Here is a 19,018-nt window from a genome sequence, read left to right as displayed (position 1 = left end):
AGTGCTAATTGATAACTTATAACTGATTGAAACGTTAATAAATGTTCGCTCATTTAATAAGTCACTAAATTCTCCGCTTCTACTTCTTCTTTGGCTAAAGCTAATGCTTGATAAGCAGCTTTAAACCTTGTCTCATCTGTAAATTTATGGCCAAAACGCTTTAAATAAGCTTCCAGATACCTAATACGTAAGTGTGGGTCAGCCGGACTTTGAAGAAAAGGCAGGTCTGCTTCAACCATAAACCGGATAGCTAACAAAGGAATAGGGCTACGAAGTGGACGGAAGTTTGGGTTGTGTAAACCAGAACTTTCATTACGTTTATGAAATTCTCCAATCATCAGTCCTGATTCAACAAACAAAGGTTTCAGTTTTTGTTGAACACTGTCTATCAATTGAGGAGCTTCGTCTATATGGATATCAGGAAAGATAAGTAAAAAAGCTTTACTAATTGTTAATTCCTGCTCTTTAACATCTATCTCCAGGAAGATATCTCGGTAGCGTTTGACAATATTTTCTATTTGTTCTGGATACAAGTCTTTTGTATGAATAACTGCCAGACGAATACTGTTTGTTCTGAGAGAATGAGGGACAAAAGGGCAAACTGCACCCGGTCTTCCTAAATGAGGGTGAGGTCTTCCCAAAAAATTTTTAGTCCACTCCACAATTTCAATGAAGTGGGGAAGGTCTTCGTCTTCCTGAAGTTGTTCAATTTCAAGGGGTGTATACAGTTGCATTAGCTTAAGTTAAGTTTAGTAATTATTGAATTTTTAATTCACACTTGTGAAGATGCTGTCTGAACCCTAAAATTAGTTTTTATTCAACAAATCAGCCTCGATTAGGTTGCACTTTCGGCTATTGTTTGTAGGATTGTTGTTAGAATATGTGTAACCTTTACCCGATCCTCCTGTTTTTTTGCACTAATAAGTTCATAATATTTTTAACAAAGATAATATAAAGTTAATGTCTTAATGTTTAGTTTTATTGTAAAAATTTAGTATAGATTTGAAAATACTGATAGTATGTAGTCTCAAACATAAGTATTATTACTTTGATGAATGAAGTATCAAAATAAAGATTTAAATATTCTTGAAAGCACAGATAACATCAGATTCTTAAGACTCATCATTACCACTGATGTCGTTATGTAAGGGTGTCCGGGTTTTGAATAATGAGCTACTATCCGAACTTGACAGAAGCTTCATTTAAGTATATATACTGCCATATTAAATATGATATAGTACAACTATTGATTTGATTTATCTATGTTGAAGCAGAGATTGAAAAAAATTAATGCAAAGTAAATCTATAAAGTGTGATTGTCTACTATTAAACAACCAACCATGATGCTATTAACCTCTGGCGAAAACAAGAAGTTAAGAATTGAAATTTTTTCTCTGTCACGAGGTTTATTAGTTCAATAAGATCCAGTTATATTAGCACTTTGATTTTATTAGTGAAGTCACTCGTAGACCCAGGCAATAGGCAATGGGTAATAGAAAAGACAATGTGCAACTTAGATAGACATTAGCTAAAAGAGATTAAACAGTGATACCAGTTTGAAAAAAGAATGTGACAGATGGGTAGGGGCACAACAATGTTGTGCCCTTACGAACAATCAATGTGTCGCAAACATTATTTGAATTGGTATAATTTATAGCGCTTCCCAATTACATGAGGTACACAAATTTGTAGGGTAGAACAGCTAGCTGTGTTACCCTAATTTGTACCTCACGAAAGCAATAAATGCTATATTGAGCAACATTTTACCCAAAGTTGAAAGGGCTAATTATTTCTCAACAAATTTTTTTACCACTGCCATAGCATTAGGAGGAATCTGGGTAATTAGGCGAAATGGAAATGCCGGAGTAGATGTAAAGTTTGCATAATCTGATGTTAGAAATACAGCGTAGTTTTTAGCTTCTGGGGTCAGTTGTGCTGCAAATGACAAAGCTAAAGCTTTAACTAACTTACGAACATCAGCGGCTTGTTCGCCGACAACTTCACCGCCACTAATAGGGGTATTTGGTTTTCCGATTTGATCCATAGTGGTACTGGGGTCTTTGACACTCAGATGAGTACCTCCAACTACACCAACTAACCATTTGGGCGATGGAATTTTGTCAAATCCTACAACTTGTTCGGTTAAAGCTGGGGTGGTTTTATCTGCCGAACCTGCCAATATCAGGGTAGGAACTTTCACCTTGCTTAACCCAGTTTCGCCAAACATCAGAGAAGTTGTAGGATTGAGAGCGATCGCTCCTTTGATCCTAGTATCCTGCAATTGATAGCTATTTTCTGGCAGTTCTTGAGCAATGCACTGCATAGCTTCTCCCAAACTCAAGATAGCCAAGTTCTTTTTACAGCGCTGTTTGAGACGTTCTAGTTGTAACTCGCCACCAGCAATTGCTAAAGCTGTACCACCACCAAAAGAATAGCCAACAACCATCGCCTTGGTGGTTGCAAGTTTGCCAGCAAGGGGGTTATTAGCTGTTTGGTTGAGCTTTTCTAATTCGTCGAGAACAAAACTAATATCTTGAGGGCGACGCAGAAACTCCTCAGGCTTGACAACTCTGTTTTTCCCTTGTAGTGCTGAATCAACATTCGTCGCATTACTACCAGGATGTTCTAAAGCTGCTACTACATAACCGTGGGATGCTAGATGTTCTGCAAGATAACGCAAGTCAGTGCGGACTGACCCGAAGCCATGAGAAAAGACAATTACAGGTTTGTCAGAAGTTACAGCAACTGACCAGTAAACATCAACTGGAATTTTGCGATTGTGCTTTTGGTCATTCAAGTCTAATTTGAGTATTTCTACTTGAGCCGTTCCTGGTTGGGAGGGGTCAGAAGGAAAAGCAATCTGGGGTGTTCCGGGCTGTGGTGTCAAGAGGTCAAGTTGAGGTGCAATTGCCAACATAAACTGTTGGGTGCGCCAAAAAGCAGTATTTAAACTCCCTGCAACCTTAAAAGCTTGCGGTACATCAATTTCTAAGCGTTTACTCGGATATGCGGCGATAAAACTAAGTATAGAAAGACCCTGCGGTGCAGTAGAGCCTAATATCAATCCTGCCCTGAGTGCTTGTACTCCAGCTGTGTCCTTTCGAGCTAAAGCCGTAGCGAGGTCATTGAGAATACTTGTACCAATTTGCGTATTAACTAATCCATTAACGGTGACAACATTTAACGGTAGATTCATGTTTAACGCCCCCAAAAAGAACTGGCGTTGTTCTTGGGATAATCTTTTAGTGTAAGGCTGCAAACTCCCAGGGAATTCACCAGTTTTTGCAGCCTTTTGCAAATCAGCCAGGGAGATGGATTCTGTAAATAGACCAAAACGGACAACAACTGTTTCAGCTGCTTTTGCACAAGTATTTGTACCAAATTGTGTCAGTGCAATGGCGCACAAGAAACCGCCAACTTTTTTCAGACTTTCCCAACTTCTAGCCATAACAATTTTCACCAATTCATACTTACGTGAATATAGCGGATATTTGTGTATTTGAGTACCCAGATTCCTGGCGATAAATAGAAGCAGAGTTTTTCCTGAACTTGATAGCGATCGCTCTCAAGTGGCAAATGTATATGTAGGTGCGATCGCATCTGAACAAAAACATCAGAATTATAACCAATTGTACAATTGATTACATCTATGAATTTGAGCAAGAATCGGTGTTAATAGCCACAAAAAACCTATTGTTTCTCAACTAAGTTTAATACTGTAACAAATCTCCTTTGTTATTAGTCATTAGTTATTAGTGCTTTGCTAATGACCAATGACCAATGAATAAACTGTTGCAGATGCATAGTCTTATTACTGTTACTGCACTACCATTACTCGTTAAATTGCGCCATATGACCAACAATTTTTCCTAATCTTATGCGTTGCCGACTCATTTATATTTTTATTTTCCTGCTGTCAATGAGTATTATTACACTATGGTGGCCTGTGAATGATTCTGTTTGCAATTACGAGGATTTTTTGGCATCAAAAACTACAAAATTCCAAGTAAAAGCTACTAAAGTTGTTCTTCAGCCCTGGCTTGGTGAACATAAATCATACGGAATATTTATAATTCCTGAGGAATACAAACAAGCTCCCTTCTATGTATTAACTGTGAAAGGTGCTGGGAGTTACTGTTTAAAACAAATTGGTTATAACAGAAAATATGATGATATGTTTGCTCAGCCAGGAACTTATCTAATGAGGAAGTTTATTAGAACTCGAACGGCTCTAAGGGTTATTCTTCAAGGTTCGTATTTTCAGATCAATGATAAAAATAATTGGACATTAACTTTTCATCAACAAAATTATGGAGAATAAGTAATATTTTTTACTAAAATATGTAATTTTAATCCATAAAAGCTACTGTAATAAATAATGTTTCTATGCCTATAAGTCCAGTAATTAGGAATTATCAATTAGCTTGCTGGTTGAGTTTGTAAAACTTCGTTCTTTTGTAATAAAGCAGTGGTAGTATTGACCACAATTTGTGCTGCTCCTGTAAAAAAAGAACGCTCGATAGTCGCTGGAACATCGCTAGGTTGATGGTAATGAGGAGTACGTAAATTTGCTGTATCTGTCACCAGTACAGCACCTACTCCCTGATACCAAAACGGTGCATGGTCACTGCGTAAGGTATCTGGCGTCAGTAAACCTTTCAAGGGAATTGGTAGTGTCAGGACTGCTGGCAAATTTGATTCCTGTTTACCCAGAGCAGTTGGAGAGATGTTCTGGGAATTTTGAAACGCATTCAGTAAAGGTAAATGTTCTGTATCACCCACTACCACCAAAAAATCGCCCTTGTCGCTAGGTGGGCTAATCGGCAATCCCGCAGGATATTTTTGACACCCAGCAGTGTAACATGCATAACCTACCATATCCATGACGATCGCCCCGCCCAAATTTTGCAAGCGTGCTGTCTTGCTCACAAAAGCCTGACTACCTAAAAGTCCTACTTCTTCCTGGTCAAAAAAAGCTAGCTGTAACGTCCGTGGTGTGGGGCGGGAACCAAGCAACCGCGCAACTTCCAACATTACGGCGATACCGCTGGCATTATCATCGGCACCTGGAGAAGAGGCGACAGTATCGTAATGCGCTCCTACGAGAATTGCTTTAGCGGCAATGCTCGTTCCTACACGTTCGGCAAAAATATTCACACCGTCGGAGAACTTTTCTAATTTAGGTTTCCAGCCGAATTTTTTCAGTTCAGTTGTGATATAAGTGCGAGTACGCGATCGCTCTGTTGTTGTGTAGCGCTGAAAATTCAACTTTTCGATATGGGCTAACAGCCTCTGGGTAGAAACTTGTAGGGTACTGTCAACTTCCTTAGACTCTGGCTGTGGTTCGGGTGTTTCCACTCTCATACTCTGAACAATTTCTGATGAGGGAGGCTGTCCAAAAAACGTGCTACCTCTGCTACCCACCACCGCAACTGTCATCAGCACTAACACCATTAGCCACATCCATTTTTTCATGTGATTTATCCTTGGCTCATCCGAGTTGTAGTAAATTAAAAATTTGCTCAAACAAATAGCAACTCAATTAAAGAGTGCATCAAGAAGGCATGTTCTCTTCCCAAACTGTGACCACGTTAGGTTAGATTGATTGAAATAATACTAATTAAGTACTTATAGACTTTGATACCAAAAAACAAAACTTACTGAATTTTTCTTGTATAAAGCTTAGTGAAGCAACCAGCTAGATCGAAAGCTCGATATTGTCTATCAGCAGGCAACAGAATTCAGGGATATCTAAAAAATAAGATTCATCTTCGGTTTAAAGAATATTTTAGATAAAATCACCATAGTTTGCCACTTTTGCCACAATAGCAAAAGATGAACTCATAGCATTTCATTAGTTAATAAATGCCTCAAAAATTTTTTTAGAAAAAGCAAGATACAAACGTGACCAGCATTTTATCAAACATACAGACAACACAGACAGTTCGGATTCTCATTGTTGAGGATGAGTATATCCTGGCTATGAATTTACAAGAAATTTTAGAATCACTGGGATACACTATTCTAGATATTGCCGACTCCGCAGAAACAGCAATTGAGAAAGCAGCTGAGCTACTCCCGAACTTGGTTTTATCCTGACGAGGAAATTAAATTAGCTGTCCAGGTCATCTACACGAGAAAAAGTTTAATTAATGAAGATGCTCAATCCGATGGGATAACTACTTCTCAAGTGCCCTTAATTAAAATTACGATTAGCAATTCTGGCGTCATAATTCCTCAAATCGAGCAATCTCAAACATTTGAGCCTTTTTACCGAATTACTGACAACGATTTCTGGAAAAATGGCGGGACAGGATTGGGCTTGGCGTTAGTTAAGAAGCTCGTAGAATATCTCCAAGGCACGATAGAAGTTAAGAGTATTCAAGGTTGGACAAGATTCACAGTTTTACTACCGTTAAACGCGTCAAGTTTATCAAATTAGGCGAACATTATCTTTCTCTCCATGCAGCTGTTTTTTCCTGTAACGATGAGTGGATGATTTGCACAGACATAGCTCATTTTTTTCTACTTCGTAAAATAAGTTATTTTTGTTGGCAATAACATTTAAAACAAGTCAAAAATTTAAATTTTAATTTTGACTTTATAGGTCTTCATGACTTTTTTGTTTCCTACGAGTAGACCTGTAGGGGCACGGCACTGCCGTGCCTCTACACCTGGCGATATAATTCTGTACCGCATCTGAATGGGAACCGCTATATCAAGTTTGACAACTTGTCTTTTGACAAAGAGCGCAACTTGACTTACAGTCCCGCACTAGAGGAGTGCTGAGTACTGAGTACTGAGCAAAGAAGAAGAGAAAACAATTTCTTCTTAATTCTTCAAAAATCCTTATTTTGATACTCAAGACTCATGACTCAGAACTCAGGACTTTTCTTATGGTAGATTTATTGCCGATCGCAATCCTGGGGTTCCTGGGTAGTTTTGGGCATTGCTTTGGAATGTGTGGTCCCCTAACAGTGGCGTTTTCCCTGTCTCACCAGCCAAAAATTCCACACACAGCTTCCCGTGGACGGACATCAACCTTAGAAAAGCGCGACACTTGGCAACAGCAATTAAAATTTCATATCTTGCTAAATCTGGGGCGGATGTTGAGCTATGCTCTAGTCGGTGCTGGCATTGGGGCACTGGGTTCGGTATTGCTCCAAGGTGGACAACTAGCGGGTGTTGGTAGCGACTTCCGGCGTTGGATGGCAATTATAACTGGTGTGATGCTGATCTGGTTTGGCTTAAGACAAATAAAACCAGATTTGCTGCCGCCCATTCCCGTGCTACATCCTTTATTAAAAGGCAGTTTACACGATCGCCTCAGCACAGGAATGGTCAAACTTTCCTTAAAAACCAAATGGTGGACGCCGTTGCTTTTGGGAATGACTTGGGGTTTGATGCCCTGCGGTTTCTTGTATGCTGCCCAAATTAAAGCCGCTGAAACTGCCAATTTATGGATGGGTGGGGCAACGATGTTGGCTTTTGGCTTGGGAACCCTACCCATTATGTTAGGTGTAGGCGTCTCCACCTCTTTGGTAAGTAAAGACAGGCGCAGTCAGTTGTTTAGATTAGGCGGTTGGGTTACCCTCGCCATTGGTGCCATTACCTTGCTGCGGACTGGTGACACAATGGTAGATTACACCGGACACGCCGCTTTATTCTGCTTAATATTGGCTTTAATTGCCCGTCCCATCAGTGGCTTGTGGGCATCACCACTGCGTTACCGCCGTGCTTTAGGCGTGGGAGCTTTTGTGCTTTCTGTGGTTCACACCGTCCACATGATTGAACACTCATTGCAATGGAATTTTGCCGCCTTTTCTTTCCTGCCGCCAGAATTTCAGTGGGGGATGGCTGCGGGTGCTGTAGCATTGATATTAATGTCCCCCGCCGCTTTTACGAGTTGGGAATCATTGCAGAAATCTTTGGGCAAGCGCTGGCGACAGATTCATCTATTGGGTGTGCCAGCTTTGCTCTTGAGTGCGATTCATGCTGTGTTGATTGGTTCCCATTATCTGGGTTCCATACAATCAACTTGGGGAAATAAATTAGCGGCAGTACTGATGGGAATTATTACCCTCGGTGTTTTGTTAGTACGTTCGCGCTTTTTTTGGTCAAAGTTAGCCGTAGAAAAGTTTTATGTCCCCCCAATCAAATCGCGTTAAATCATTCTTATTTTCTGGCTCCATCCCAACGAGTCCAAAACAGAGGCGTTACCCCAACAAAGGAACAATCAAGTATTTATTATTCTTGAGTTGCTTAGTCATATCAATAACTAATCTTTACCCTGCTGCTGCTCACAAGGTGGAAGTATCTGGAGATGTCGGTGGCACTCTCCACATTGAACCAAATGATAATCCCCGTGCTGGAGAAACCACGCAAGCCTGGTTTGCCCTTACCCGCAGAGGTGGAAAGGTGATTCCCTTGGCACAGTGTAATTGTCAGTTAGCTGTTTATGCCGAACCCTATGCACAGGGAGAGCCAGCACTCCTAGAACCAGCCCTAAAACCTGTAGCTGTTGAGCGTTATCAAGGCATTCCAGGTGCAGAACTTGTCTTTCCCAAAGCCGGAATTTATGAGTTGCAATTGAATGGTAAACCAGCCTCAGGGGCAAGATTTAAACCCTTTGAGTTCAAATTTGAAGTTACCGTAGCAGCTGGATCTACAGCTATTACACGAAATCTGCGAAATGTCAATGGCGATGTAGTCCAGGGTGAAAATCAAAGTTTCCCACTTTGGGCGATCGCTCTGCCAATCCTCGGATTTATAGCCATCTTATTTGTTGCACTACGAGGCATGAGAGGGGGGAGTGGGGAGTAGGGAGTGGGGAGTGGGAGATGAGGCAGGAGCAGGGGAGAAGAATTTTTTCCCTCTGCCCCCTGCCTCTTCCAATGCCCTGAACTCTATTTATGTCGCTTTTGATGCCACTGCCACGCATCAGCAACAATATCTTTGATGGATGGATACTGAGGTTGCCAGCCTAAGATTGTCCTGGCTTTTTCGCCGCTCCCAATTAAAATTGGGGGATCGCCAGGACGGCGATCGCGTTCTTCGATTGGTATGGAAACTCCTGTCACCTCTTGGACTGCTGCAATGACTTCTCTAACGGAGAAGCCGCTACCATTACCCAAGTTGAAAACTTCGCTATCGCCACCTTTTAGTAAGTATTCCAATCCCAAAATATGAGCATCTGCTAAGTCATTCACATGAATGTAATCACGAATACAAGTACCATCTTCCGTGGGATAATCGGTGCCGAAAATTGAGATCGATTCTCGTTTGCCTAAAGCTGTCAGCAGCACCAAGGGAATCAAATGGGTTTCTGGATTGTGATCTTCCCCTAGCAAACCATTGGGATTAGCACCAGCAGCATTAAAATAGCGGAAACGCACTGATTTTAAACCGTAAGCCACATCAAAATCAGCAAGAATCCGCTCTACCATAAGTTTAGTAGCACCATAAGGATTAATCGGATTTTGGGGATGGGTTTCGGGAATCGGCACGAATTCCGGTACACCATAGGTGGCACAAGTGGAAGAAAAGACAAATTTCTTAACAGAAGCCGCCAACATAGCTTCTAACAGGGTGAGAGTCCCAAGGACATTATTCCGGTAATATTTGGCAGGGTCGGTTACCGATTCTCCCACGTAGGCATAGGCAGAAAAGTGCATCACGGCTTCAATATCGTGGGTTTTGAATAGCTGATCGAGCAAAGGGCGATCGCCTGTGTCGCCTACTATCAGTTCTACTTCTAAAACCTTCTCCACTAGGTCCCGATGCCCATATACCAAATTATCAAGGATGACAATGTTATAACCCGCCTGCTTGAGAGCAAGCACCGTATGGGACCCAATATATCCAGCTCCCCCTGTTACCAAGATGGTAGGCTTTCCAGACGACATAGTTTTTCCTTTGAAGTTAACAATTACTCAATCAATTTAATTTACTGGAAAATTGGGTTTAAAACCCTGTCCTTCTAGAACGTCAAACAATTTTGGATTTTAGATTTGGGATTTTGGATTGGCCTCGTGCCACTTGGGGTGCGGGGCATTATGATTTTAAATTTTGGATGAAAGGATTTGTTCCGCCCACGCGATAGCGGGGCATGAAGCTTGCTTCTGGGTTCGCGTAGCGTTCCGCAGGAAAGGAGTACCGAAATAATCTAAAATCTAAAATCTAAAATCTAAAATTGGCACGGTCAATCAGTGAGTGACAACTCTCCCGCTAACCGCAAGCGGTGTAGCGGGAGCATCTCAAATTCACAAATGAGACTTGCTGCTTCACGGGCTGGGTATCCCCTAAGCCTCCACAGCCAGGAATCGGTAGTCCAACCGACCCTTCTCCTTCAGAGACGCTAGCGCGAACGACTTCGCTCAGGGCGAGTCCACGCTTTAAAAGATTCAATGCGCTGTTCCAGTCGCGGTCAATGACCAATCCACAAGAACAGCTATGAATACGGACTGCCAAAGTTTTTTCAACTCTTTCACCGCAACTCGAACAATTAATACTCGTGTTTCTTGCGTCAACTCCAAGTGTCAGCTTGCCGCGTTTTACCGCTACTGCTTGCATAATTTGGAGGAATGCACCCCACGCAACATCCAGTATTGACAAAGCAAGGCGAGTTCTAGCTAAACCTCTAATGTTCAAGTTTTCAAAAACAATTAAATCATAGGAATTAACTAACCAATGAGCGACATGATAATGAAACTCTTTCCTCTGTCTTGCAACGTGCAAATGAAGTCTAGCTAAAGTGTTCGCCTGCTTTTTATGATTTTTCGACCCAATAATCTTACGTGCAAGTTGCCGTTGCTGACGAGCTAATGCAGACTGCGCTTTACGGTAATACTGCGGTACTTCAACACTTTGTCCATCAGCAGTAGTTAAAAACTTTTCTAAACCTACGTCTATGCCAGTAACGGTTGTGATTTTGTCCCTTGACAAAGCATTGGGAACAGTCTTGTCTTCTAAAGAGAAACTGACATACCAACCATCAGCTTTGCTTAAAATTGTTGCTTGTTTAATCTCGAAACCATCTGGAATCGGACGATGCAAGATAATCTTGACTTCACCAATCTTGGATAGTTTGAGAGTATTACTTACCAGATGTGCGCCAGCCTTGGGTGAATTAACGCGCGGAAACGTAAATGAACTTATATCACCACGCTTTTTAAATCGTGGTTTTCCTCCCCTTTTTCCCTTCTTATCAGGTATTAGCCACCGCTTCCACGCCTTGTCCAATCGCATCAGGTTTTGTTGTTGGCAGTCAGCGTAAATGTTTTTGTAGTCGGGGAATAGCTCTTTAGTCCGTTTGAGGTCTGACGCTTGTGTATAGTAATCGGGTTTATCTGGTATCTCACCAATTGGCTCACAGACTAAACTGCATCGGTCAATTTGTGACCTTGTACGCCAAAGCCCGTCTAATCTCTCGCCTAGCGCATAGTTCCAATGACGACGCAGCAACTCGCCCCAGGTTTCAAGTGTGACAACCTGTTGGGATGTGGGATTGAGTTTGTACTGGTAAGTGAGTAACATATACTCATAATACCATTTAGTGGAATGAGTTACAACATAAGCCATCGGGCAGTTTATAGCCTAAATATTCATTTAGTGTTGGTGACAAAATATCGGAGGAAAGTAATTAACCAAGCCATTCTCAATCGGCTGCAAGACGTATTTGAAAGTACTTGCGTCAAGTGGAGAAGTAAAGTTACAGAATACAACGCAGAATCAGACCATGTTCACTTGGTCATTAGCTATCCGCCAGATGTAGAAGTAAGTAAGCTCGTGAATAATCTCAAAACCGTTTCTAGTCGTTTAATCCGCAAGGAGTTCAATGAACACGTTAACCAGTTTTACAACAAACCAGTATTTTGGACGGGTGCATACTTCGTTGCTTCGTGTGGTGGCGTTACCCTTGAACAACTTAAATCTTATGTTGAGAAACAGAGCAGTCCTGGTAATTGAAAGGGCATTGAACCCCTCCAATTACCCCGCAATTCCCCGTCACCGCCAACCGTTCCGGTGTAGCGGGAGTACCCTTGCGGAGGTCTAGATGGACGGGATGAAAACGCCGCTAAAAATATTAAAACAGTTGGGGCATCCACTGGTAAGTTAGGTGATGTCGCACAGCCACAGCCTCGAATTGCTGTTTTAGCTTAGAATCCTTTTACCTTTCGACTAGGAAGTATGTCAATGGTGCCACATTACTTCTTCTGGAAAATTATAAATAATAGACGCAGTGTCAAAAAATTGCACTAAAATCACTACGACGGTAGTCTTTAGGTGTGAGGTTTGAGGTAGGTATTTTAAGTCAAACGGTGTAATTACAATTTGACGATAAAATAAATCCATTTCCCGAAGCCTCTAGGCTAGCTCTTACGGGTTAGCCAGTTGACGCCAGTCGCTCTTATGGAGCCACTACTATTGGATGGGCATTTTCCGCCCAATAAACTGTCTCCACAAGACTACACTGGTTGCTTTATGTCGGGAAACCCTTTCGGCAGTTCCTTCTGGGGAACCATAACCAAAGCTGGGCAATGCCCAACTTCAAAAAAGTGGTGTCGAAACCCCAATCAAAGCGGACTGCCTCACCACCGCACTGGCTCACCGCACCAGAAAATTTGAGAGTTAATCTATGTTTCTATTGCTAAGCCGGGTACTGCTGTGGCTGTTGATTGGCACTATCGTATATTCTCTGTTCCAGCGATTTTATCCTTCAGGAACTTTTGTAGGGCGATTAATCTTAGTCGTTATGTTGGTAGTCGTAGCCCTATCGTTTCTCAACCCCAATGAACCAGCTGTGGCGTCGTTGTGGAGGATGATGTCTTTTCCACTCAAGCCTCTGGGAGCCTCTGTTTTAATGATGATTTTTGCAGCTCAGAGGATCAAAGGAGGCGGGATAGACAAGCCAGGAGGATACTTAGTGGGTTGGGCACTAACGATTTTGCTGTTGGCAAGTACACCAGCAGTGGCCTATTTTCTTTATCGAGCGCCCTTAGGAGCAGCTGCTGTATCAACACCTGAAACACTAGTGGCATTTGGACAACAAACCACCGGGACAAATATTTCAGATGTAACGGGGAATAACATTCTTTCTTATAATTTGAGAGTGCCTCCCTACTTATTGCAAGGAAATCCTCAAGATATTCGCACACGCGGTTTACGACTTGAAGACTTTGTACCTAATGCGGAAACCCTGCAATTGACAACGAGAACTTGGGAAAGTTATCTGACTGAAATTTACAGGTTCTTGCGTGTTCAGCGGTAAAAAAGTCAAAAATAAATACTCAAAAGTCCGTAACTCCACGCCCTAGTACTGCTACCCTGTGAGGGACGCAGTACTAGTGGCTGGATTAATTAAGGCTGTAATTCCCACAAGAGCATTAAAAATTTGAGTACATGCTAAGAGAACGCTTTCAATGAAAGGGAAGGCAATAACTATGTAGTTAAAAAGGTATAAAAGCTTACTTTATGAGCAAAATTACCTCTACCTAGCTGCCTTCTGAGACTAGCAGTTAATCTAGGATGATAAAGTTGCAAAATTGCTTTAATGGCAAAATCTCGAAGACTCGCTAAACTTGGTGCTTACCTTCGACCCCATTGGCGGGAAGCCTCTTTAGGTATTCTCGCTTTGTTGTCTGTTAATGCCCTGGGCGTTTATATCCCTTGGTTGATTCGTGCTGGTGTTGACAAACTCTCAACTACTTTCAACTGGAATCAAATAATACATTACGTAGTTATTATTGTATTACTCAGTTCAGCAATGTGGCTAATGCGTATGGCATCACGCATTTGGCTATTTGGGGTAGGGCGTCAGGTAGAATTTGACCTCAAACAACGGATTTTTGAACACTTACTGAAGCTGGAACCGTCTTATTTTGCCAGTAATACTGCTGGTGATTTGATTAGCCGGGCTACCAGTGATGTGGACAATATCAAGCGGTTGTTAGGTTTTGCCGTCTTGAGTTTTGCAAATACAGTTTTTGCTTACGCTCTGACACTGCCAGTAATGCTGGCAATTAGTGTGGATCTCACACTAGCTTCTTTGGCAGTGTACCCTTTTATGTTTTTGCTGGTGAGTTTGTTTAGCGATCGCTTACGCAAACAACAAGCAGCAGTCCAAGAGCAACTTTCTGACATCAGCGAACTCATCCAAGAAGATATTAGCGGCATTGCCTTAATTAAAATCTATGCCCAAGAAGCAAATGAGCGTCGAGCTTTTGCCAAGAAAAATCAGCAGCTATTGGCTGCTAATTTGGAACTGGCAAAAAGCCGAAATACTCTATTTCCTTTAATTGGCGGCCTAGCTAATGTCAGTTCTCTGGTAATTATTTGGCTAGGGGCGGCGCGGATGTCTTCTGGGACGCTTGAAGTTGGGGACTTTTTAGCACTCTTAATCTATGTAGAGCGTCTAGTTTTCCCCACTACTCTTTTAGGGTTCACAATTAGCACCTACCAACGAGGTGAAGTTAGTATCGATAGGCTTGAATCTATTCTCAGTGTCACACCGAAAATTCAAGACACAGCCGATGCGGTACATCTAACAATGGCTGAACTCCAAGGAGAACTGACAGCAAAAAATCTCAACTACACTTATCCTGGTTCTACTACTCCGGCTTTAGAAAATCTAAACTTTACTATTGCTCCGGGAGAAACCGTGGCAATTGTTGGGGCAATTGGTTCAGGAAAATCTACTTTGGCCAATGCTTTGCCGCGTTTATTGGATATTGAACCAGGACAATTGTTTTTAGATGAACTGGATATTACTAAGATAGCGTTGGCAGATTTACGAAGTGCGATCGCCTACGTTCCCCAAGATAGTTTTCTCTTTAGCACCACAATCAAAAATAATATCCGCTACGGTGACCCAGTTAGCGAACAAGAACAGGTTGAATCTGTTGCTAAATTGGCTCAAATTGATGCAGAAATTCATAATTTTCCCCAGAAATACGAAACCATCGTTGGCGAACGCGGGATTACACTTTCTGGCGGTCAACGGCAACGTACTGCCCTCGCTAGAGCTATGCTGGTTGATGCACCAGTGTTAATTTTAGATGATGCCCTCTCCAGTGTAGATAATCAAACAGCTACAGAAATTCTCAAAAATCTCTCCAGTGGTACACAACGGAAGACAGTAATTTTTATTACTCATCAACTATCTGCCGCTGCTGCTGCTGACCGAATTTTTGTCATGGAAAAGGGAAAAATTGTGCAGATGGGAAATCACTTAGAACTTTTACAACAACAAGGTCTTTACAGAACTTTGTGGAGCCAGCATCAAGTTGAGGAATTATTGCATTAAGGTCACTAAACCTTTTAAGTATTACAGTATGCCCGTTCTGCTAGTGTAACATCTAGCACGAATGGATTGTCATTTCCTTGAAAATTGGCGATCGCTTGATTACGTTCTATTTCACCAGTGTCAGGGGGATCTTGCTGGTTCCATTTACACAAAGTCTGACGCTGATTTTTAAAGTAATTTGGATCTTCTTTATCAGCCTGATTCCGATAGATAGTGTAAAAGTAGAACATTGCCCTAGCTATATCTCCTTTTACTTTCTCTCTAGGCTCAAATTTAGTAGATGCTGATTCGCTGAATTCATCAATTCCACTACTAGGAATTGTAGATTGAACAGTATTATTTCGATACCATTTCTTAGTAGTTGTGTCGGCTATATCATCGAAGGGTTTATTGCCTCGCTCACTATTAATATCTTCTCGTGCAGGAAACAGATGGTGAAGGTCACTTTGGGCATTACCCTTGTTAGCACCTTTACTTTGTGGCCAAACATGTTCCGTATTTACCTTTAATTTACCAGCTTCCTGACTTGGATCGCCCCTGCCAATTAAACGAATTGGATAACTAGCATAAATATCTGTCACAATACCTGCTTGGTTGTCGATAATACCAAACATTTCGTCTTTTGCGCGATCGTAGCTCAAGATTTTGCTGGGCGTATACTTCTCGGCTAGTTCATCAACTAAAGCGAATTTGGATAATTGAGGCAATATAATTGTTGCAAGAGTCAATACATTCTCTGAATTTTTCAGAGATGTTGTTTGAAGTTCCTCAAAGGTCGGTAAAGGAGTTGGCAATTGAGCCATTGGACTAGCTTGCAGTGGACTAATCCATGCAAAGAAGATGAGAGCAATACTAAGCAGTAGTAATTTGATGAATTTCATTTTTCCCTCGAATAAAGGCCTTTTCTAGATTAGTCTTTTTTAGAATAAAGTTTACTTAAGAAAAGTTTTAGTTTGGGTAAAGCTTGCACTCTATTGCAGAAAATCTTGAGATTTGGTGATCTTGTGATAATCGATAAAGAGTCAGAACTATTTCGTCAAAAACTCCGTCCAATAATTGAAGTTATGCTGCAAAAATTTCAGGGATGATGATGGACACAAAAACAGTGTATACATGTTTATTCCTCTTTTTGGTGATTGCCTGGTTTACGATTATTGGAAGGCAAGTTAAAGTAAATTCTCTCCCAATATCCCAGCAACAGGGAATCAGAGTTTTATTTATTGGCAACAGCTATACCTATTTCAATGACCTTCCTTGGTTGACACAACAGTTAGCTGAGTCGGCAAAAGAAACCAAAACCCTGCAAACTGAGATGGTTGTGGTGGGTGGAGCTACCCTCAAAAGTCACTGGAAACGTGGTGAAGCACTCAAGGTTTTAAAAGCTAAACACTGGGATTATGTAGTACTGCAAGAGCAGAGTACTTTACCGATTACTAATCCTCAGGAAATGTATAAGTACGCCAGTTTGTTTGATGCCGAGATTAAGCGAGTTAATTCTCAAACTGTATTTTACCTAACTTGGGCAAGGCAAAATCAACCAGAAACGCAACAAATATTGACTGATTCTTACATGAGAATTGCTAAAGAACTGAAAGCCAAAGTTGCACCTGTGGGAATTGCTTGGCAAAAAGTTCAAGAAGCGAATCCAAAATTAAACCTTTATAGTTCGGATCAAAGTCATCCTAGCCCTATTGGCTCCTATGTAGCAGCATGTGTATTCTATGCAACACTTTATGAAAATAGTCCTGTAGGGTTGAGTTGTCGTATATACAGTAGTAATTCTACTAGCCCACAAGAAAGCAACAGAATTGAGTTAGAAAAGTTAAGTGAAACAGATGCCCAAATGATTCAAAATGTGGTTGATAACATCGTCAGAAAAACATAGAAACAAACTCTTTGGTATGCTTCATTCAAGGACCGGTAAAAAATAAAATATCCAATCAATAATTAATGATAATTATTTGTGAGATATAGCAGTTACCAATACATCAGGTACATAAATTTGTAGGGGCGCATAGCTATGCGCCCCTGCCTTCGCCTCTTCAATCGCCAATAACAGTAATTATTCATACACTGAATCTCCGCAGACTGTCATCACTACTGAGACTTTACATAACTTTATAAAGTTAATATGATTTATCGTTATTACCACGTTAGTTTTTTGGGGTAGGTGGGTAGTATAAATTACCGAAAAAACTAATTTGGCATATAGTGATGTTCAAAACTAAATTATCCCAATTCCCTGCTTCAGGGGAATTTTATACCTCGAAGGTAGTCGATCGCCATATTGGAGCGATCGCAGCTCTGATTTTAATTAGCTTGCTAAGTTCATGGACTGGAACACCATCTGTTCATGCCATCTCTAATTTTTGGGAAGGCTTTCTTTGGGGAGTAGCAGATCCAGTCATTAACTCAAATTGTTTAGTTGGTATTGTTGCTGTTGGCTTACTGTCAGCTATATTTGTTCGTGGCGCTTTGATAGTTGGATATTTTGTCCTAGCAGTAGTTTTGGGGATTATAATTCATTCACTGGAGCTAAATTTACCAGGGACAGAAATAGTCATAAGTGTTTCTACTATTTTCTTAAGCACAATGCTGATGATGCCAAATCAAGTAAACTTTATAGTACTTGCTGTGATGGCTGTCGGTGTTGGTTTATTTCAGGGTTACGCTCACGGACAATCTATGATTGGGACAGAAATAATAACACTAGTTACGTATATACTAGGTATTACCTTAACTCAGGTTGCAGTTGCCATGAGTGTTAGAGAAATTGGTAGTGCGATGGGTATGGGCGAAATCAACCGAATTTCACCCTGGAAAATTAATATTGCTGGCTGGTGTTTGTGTGCGATCGCCATCGTGTTTTTGAGCAATTCGATTATCTGAATCCAATATTTTAGTTCAATAGAATACAGTTATTCGTAGGGACGCATATTTAACTGTGTGTCCCCACCACCTGTTCCTACAATTAGTACAGCTAATTAAGAGTTATTGGCAAATACATGTATAGTTGTCCTCGAAGAGGATCGCGGTTTGAGTAAAGAAAGTTTAGACTAATCGATTTTGTCAACGATGGCGATCAGCATAAACACTCATCAATAAAATTAATAGTCCTATCAAGCTCTCCTTAGTCTGTACTGAAAGATACAAGGTAAATTGCAATTCTAAAAATTGAGAATTGCTACTTAGAAAAATCCTGATTCATCGTCTTTGATGAATTGTTGGACGAAATGTTAAACAACAAAGGTATAATTACTTAGACTTAATGAGACTATAAACTTAGCCTTATTAAAAATATTGATTGTAACTGTAGATTTACTTAATCTTGGAAAAATTCATAAGGAGACTAAAATCGTATCAATTAAAACTTAGCTTAAATAAGTATTGTTTTACACGGTTAATTATTTTAGATATCTAATTAACAACATTGATTAAAAATTGCAATTCATTAAGTACCCATAGGACTCCTATTTGATTTTTGAAAAACTCACCCTCAACTCAAAAAGCCTGATTCCCCATTCCCTACCCCCCACTGCCTACTTACACAGATAAATTCAAAAATCAAAGCGGATTACTATATAAGCAACCAAACACGACATTTGGTAGATGCATCAAACAACAAAATCACACATAGTATCGGAATAACGGTGTTATCTAATGTTGGTACTGAAATTAATTATTTCAATTGAAATTAGGAATTTTACTAATATG

The 19,018-nt window shown here is 40.8% G+C and carries 17 protein-coding genes; 10 read left to right on the top strand and 7 right to left on the bottom strand.

Translation table 11 applies throughout. The features are described from left to right. Positions 1–53: 53 nt before the first annotated feature. The 3 genes from IQ276_RS04495 to IQ276_RS04485 form a co-directional block, all read right to left on the bottom strand. On the bottom strand, positions 54–734 hold the full coding sequence (locus tag IQ276_RS04495) for a DUF6875 domain-containing protein (protein ID WP_193918870.1): 681 nt from the start codon (positions 732–734) through the stop codon (positions 54–56). 1,052 nt (positions 735–1,786) lie between these two features. Next, complete coding sequence (locus IQ276_RS04490; RefSeq protein WP_193918868.1) at positions 1,787–3,448, bottom strand: alpha/beta hydrolase; 1,662 nt, start codon at positions 3,446–3,448, stop codon at positions 1,787–1,789. Between the two features lie 8 nt (positions 3,449–3,456). Continuing rightward, on the bottom strand, positions 3,457–3,663 hold the full coding sequence (locus tag IQ276_RS04485; RefSeq protein WP_235115427.1) for a hypothetical protein: 207 nt from the start codon (positions 3,661–3,663) through the stop codon (positions 3,457–3,459). A 283-nt stretch (positions 3,664–3,946) separates the two neighbouring features. Here IQ276_RS04485 and IQ276_RS04480 point away from each other — a divergent pair, with 283 nt between their 5' ends. Further along, on the top strand, positions 3,947–4,321 hold the full coding sequence (locus IQ276_RS04480) for a hypothetical protein (protein ID WP_309245581.1): 375 nt from the start codon (positions 3,947–3,949) through the stop codon (positions 4,319–4,321). Between the two features lie 98 nt (positions 4,322–4,419). Here the strand turns inward: IQ276_RS04480 and IQ276_RS04475 are convergent, their stop codons facing one another. Then, positions 4,420–5,475: a M28 family peptidase gene (locus IQ276_RS04475; RefSeq protein ID WP_193918864.1), complete on the bottom strand. Its 1,056-nt coding sequence runs from the start codon at positions 5,473–5,475 to the stop codon at positions 4,420–4,422. A gap of 429 nt (positions 5,476–5,904) precedes the next feature. Between IQ276_RS04475 and IQ276_RS04470 the strand changes: the two genes are divergently transcribed. The 4 genes from IQ276_RS04470 to IQ276_RS04455 all read left to right on the top strand — a co-directional run bounded on the left by IQ276_RS04470 (position 5,905) and on the right by IQ276_RS04455 (position 8,823). Continuing rightward, on the top strand, positions 5,905–6,099 hold the full coding sequence (locus IQ276_RS04470) for a response regulator (RefSeq protein ID WP_235115426.1): 195 nt from the start codon (positions 5,905–5,907) through the stop codon (positions 6,097–6,099). Then, complete coding sequence (locus IQ276_RS04465) at positions 6,056–6,442, top strand: sensor histidine kinase (protein ID WP_228043195.1); 387 nt, start codon at positions 6,056–6,058, stop codon at positions 6,440–6,442. Before IQ276_RS04470 ends, IQ276_RS04465 begins: the two co-directional genes overlap by 44 nt. Positions 6,443–6,896: 454 nt before the next feature. Further along, the gene (locus IQ276_RS04460; protein WP_190883435.1) at positions 6,897–8,168 is read left to right on the top strand and encodes an urease accessory protein UreH domain-containing protein; all 1,272 of its coding nucleotides are present in this window, start codon (positions 6,897–6,899) and stop codon (positions 8,166–8,168) included. Then, positions 8,143–8,823 carry a hypothetical protein gene (locus tag IQ276_RS04455; protein ID WP_235115425.1) on the top strand — a complete coding sequence of 227 codons (681 nt, stop codon included), beginning with the start codon at positions 8,143–8,145 and terminating at the stop codon, positions 8,821–8,823. The genes IQ276_RS04460 and IQ276_RS04455 overlap by 26 nt, the downstream gene beginning before the upstream one ends. An 83-nt stretch (positions 8,824–8,906) precedes the next feature. On the opposite strand, the gene galE is transcribed toward IQ276_RS04455, so the two are convergent. Beyond that, positions 8,907–9,905: a UDP-glucose 4-epimerase GalE gene (gene galE, locus IQ276_RS04450; RefSeq protein ID WP_193918126.1), complete on the bottom strand. Its 999-nt coding sequence runs from the start codon at positions 9,903–9,905 to the stop codon at positions 8,907–8,909. A gap of 322 nt (positions 9,906–10,227) precedes the next feature. Next, positions 10,228–11,535, bottom strand: coding sequence for an RNA-guided endonuclease InsQ/TnpB family protein (locus tag IQ276_RS04445; RefSeq protein ID WP_193918124.1), 1,308 nt, complete (start codon positions 11,533–11,535; stop codon positions 10,228–10,230). Positions 11,536–11,559: 24 nt separating this feature from the next. On the opposite strand from IQ276_RS04445, the gene tnpA reads away from it, so the two are divergent. The 3 genes from tnpA (at position 11,560) to IQ276_RS04430 (ending at position 15,304) form a co-directional block, all read left to right on the top strand. Then, the gene (tnpA, locus tag IQ276_RS04440) at positions 11,560–11,967 is read left to right on the top strand and encodes an IS200/IS605 family transposase (RefSeq protein WP_193918122.1); all 408 of its coding nucleotides are present in this window, start codon (positions 11,560–11,562) and stop codon (positions 11,965–11,967) included. A 670-nt stretch (positions 11,968–12,637) separates the two neighbouring features. Next, positions 12,638–13,270, top strand: coding sequence for a septal nanopore formation protein FraI (gene fraI / locus IQ276_RS04435; protein ID WP_190883433.1), 633 nt, complete (start codon positions 12,638–12,640; stop codon positions 13,268–13,270). Positions 13,271–13,552: 282 nt separating this feature from the next. After that, entirely contained in the window at positions 13,553–15,304 is a 1,752-nt protein-coding gene (locus IQ276_RS04430) for an ABC transporter ATP-binding protein (protein ID WP_190883432.1), read from the top strand. A 14-nt stretch (positions 15,305–15,318) separates the two neighbouring features. Here the strand turns inward: IQ276_RS04430 and IQ276_RS04425 are convergent, their stop codons facing one another. After that, positions 15,319–16,185 carry an endonuclease I family protein gene (locus IQ276_RS04425; RefSeq protein ID WP_193918120.1) on the bottom strand — a complete coding sequence of 289 codons (867 nt, stop codon included), beginning with the start codon at positions 16,183–16,185 and terminating at the stop codon, positions 15,319–15,321. Positions 16,186–16,409: 224 nt separating this feature from the next. On the opposite strand from IQ276_RS04425, the gene IQ276_RS04420 reads away from it, so the two are divergent. After that, positions 16,410–17,189 carry an SGNH/GDSL hydrolase family protein gene (locus IQ276_RS04420; RefSeq protein WP_235115424.1) on the top strand — a complete coding sequence of 260 codons (780 nt, stop codon included), beginning with the start codon at positions 16,410–16,412 and terminating at the stop codon, positions 17,187–17,189. Between the two features lie 329 nt (positions 17,190–17,518). Beyond that, positions 17,519–18,193 carry a HupE/UreJ family protein gene (locus IQ276_RS04415; protein ID WP_193918109.1) on the top strand — a complete coding sequence of 225 codons (675 nt, stop codon included), beginning with the start codon at positions 17,519–17,521 and terminating at the stop codon, positions 18,191–18,193. Positions 18,194–19,018: the final 825 nt, after the last annotated feature.

Source organism: Desmonostoc muscorum LEGE 12446, assembly GCF_015207005.2.
Classification (GTDB): domain Bacteria; phylum Cyanobacteriota; class Cyanobacteriia; order Cyanobacteriales; family Nostocaceae; genus Nostoc; species Nostoc muscorum.
Note: the sequence above shows the minus strand (reverse complement) of the source record. Positions and strands in the feature narration are given on the sequence as shown.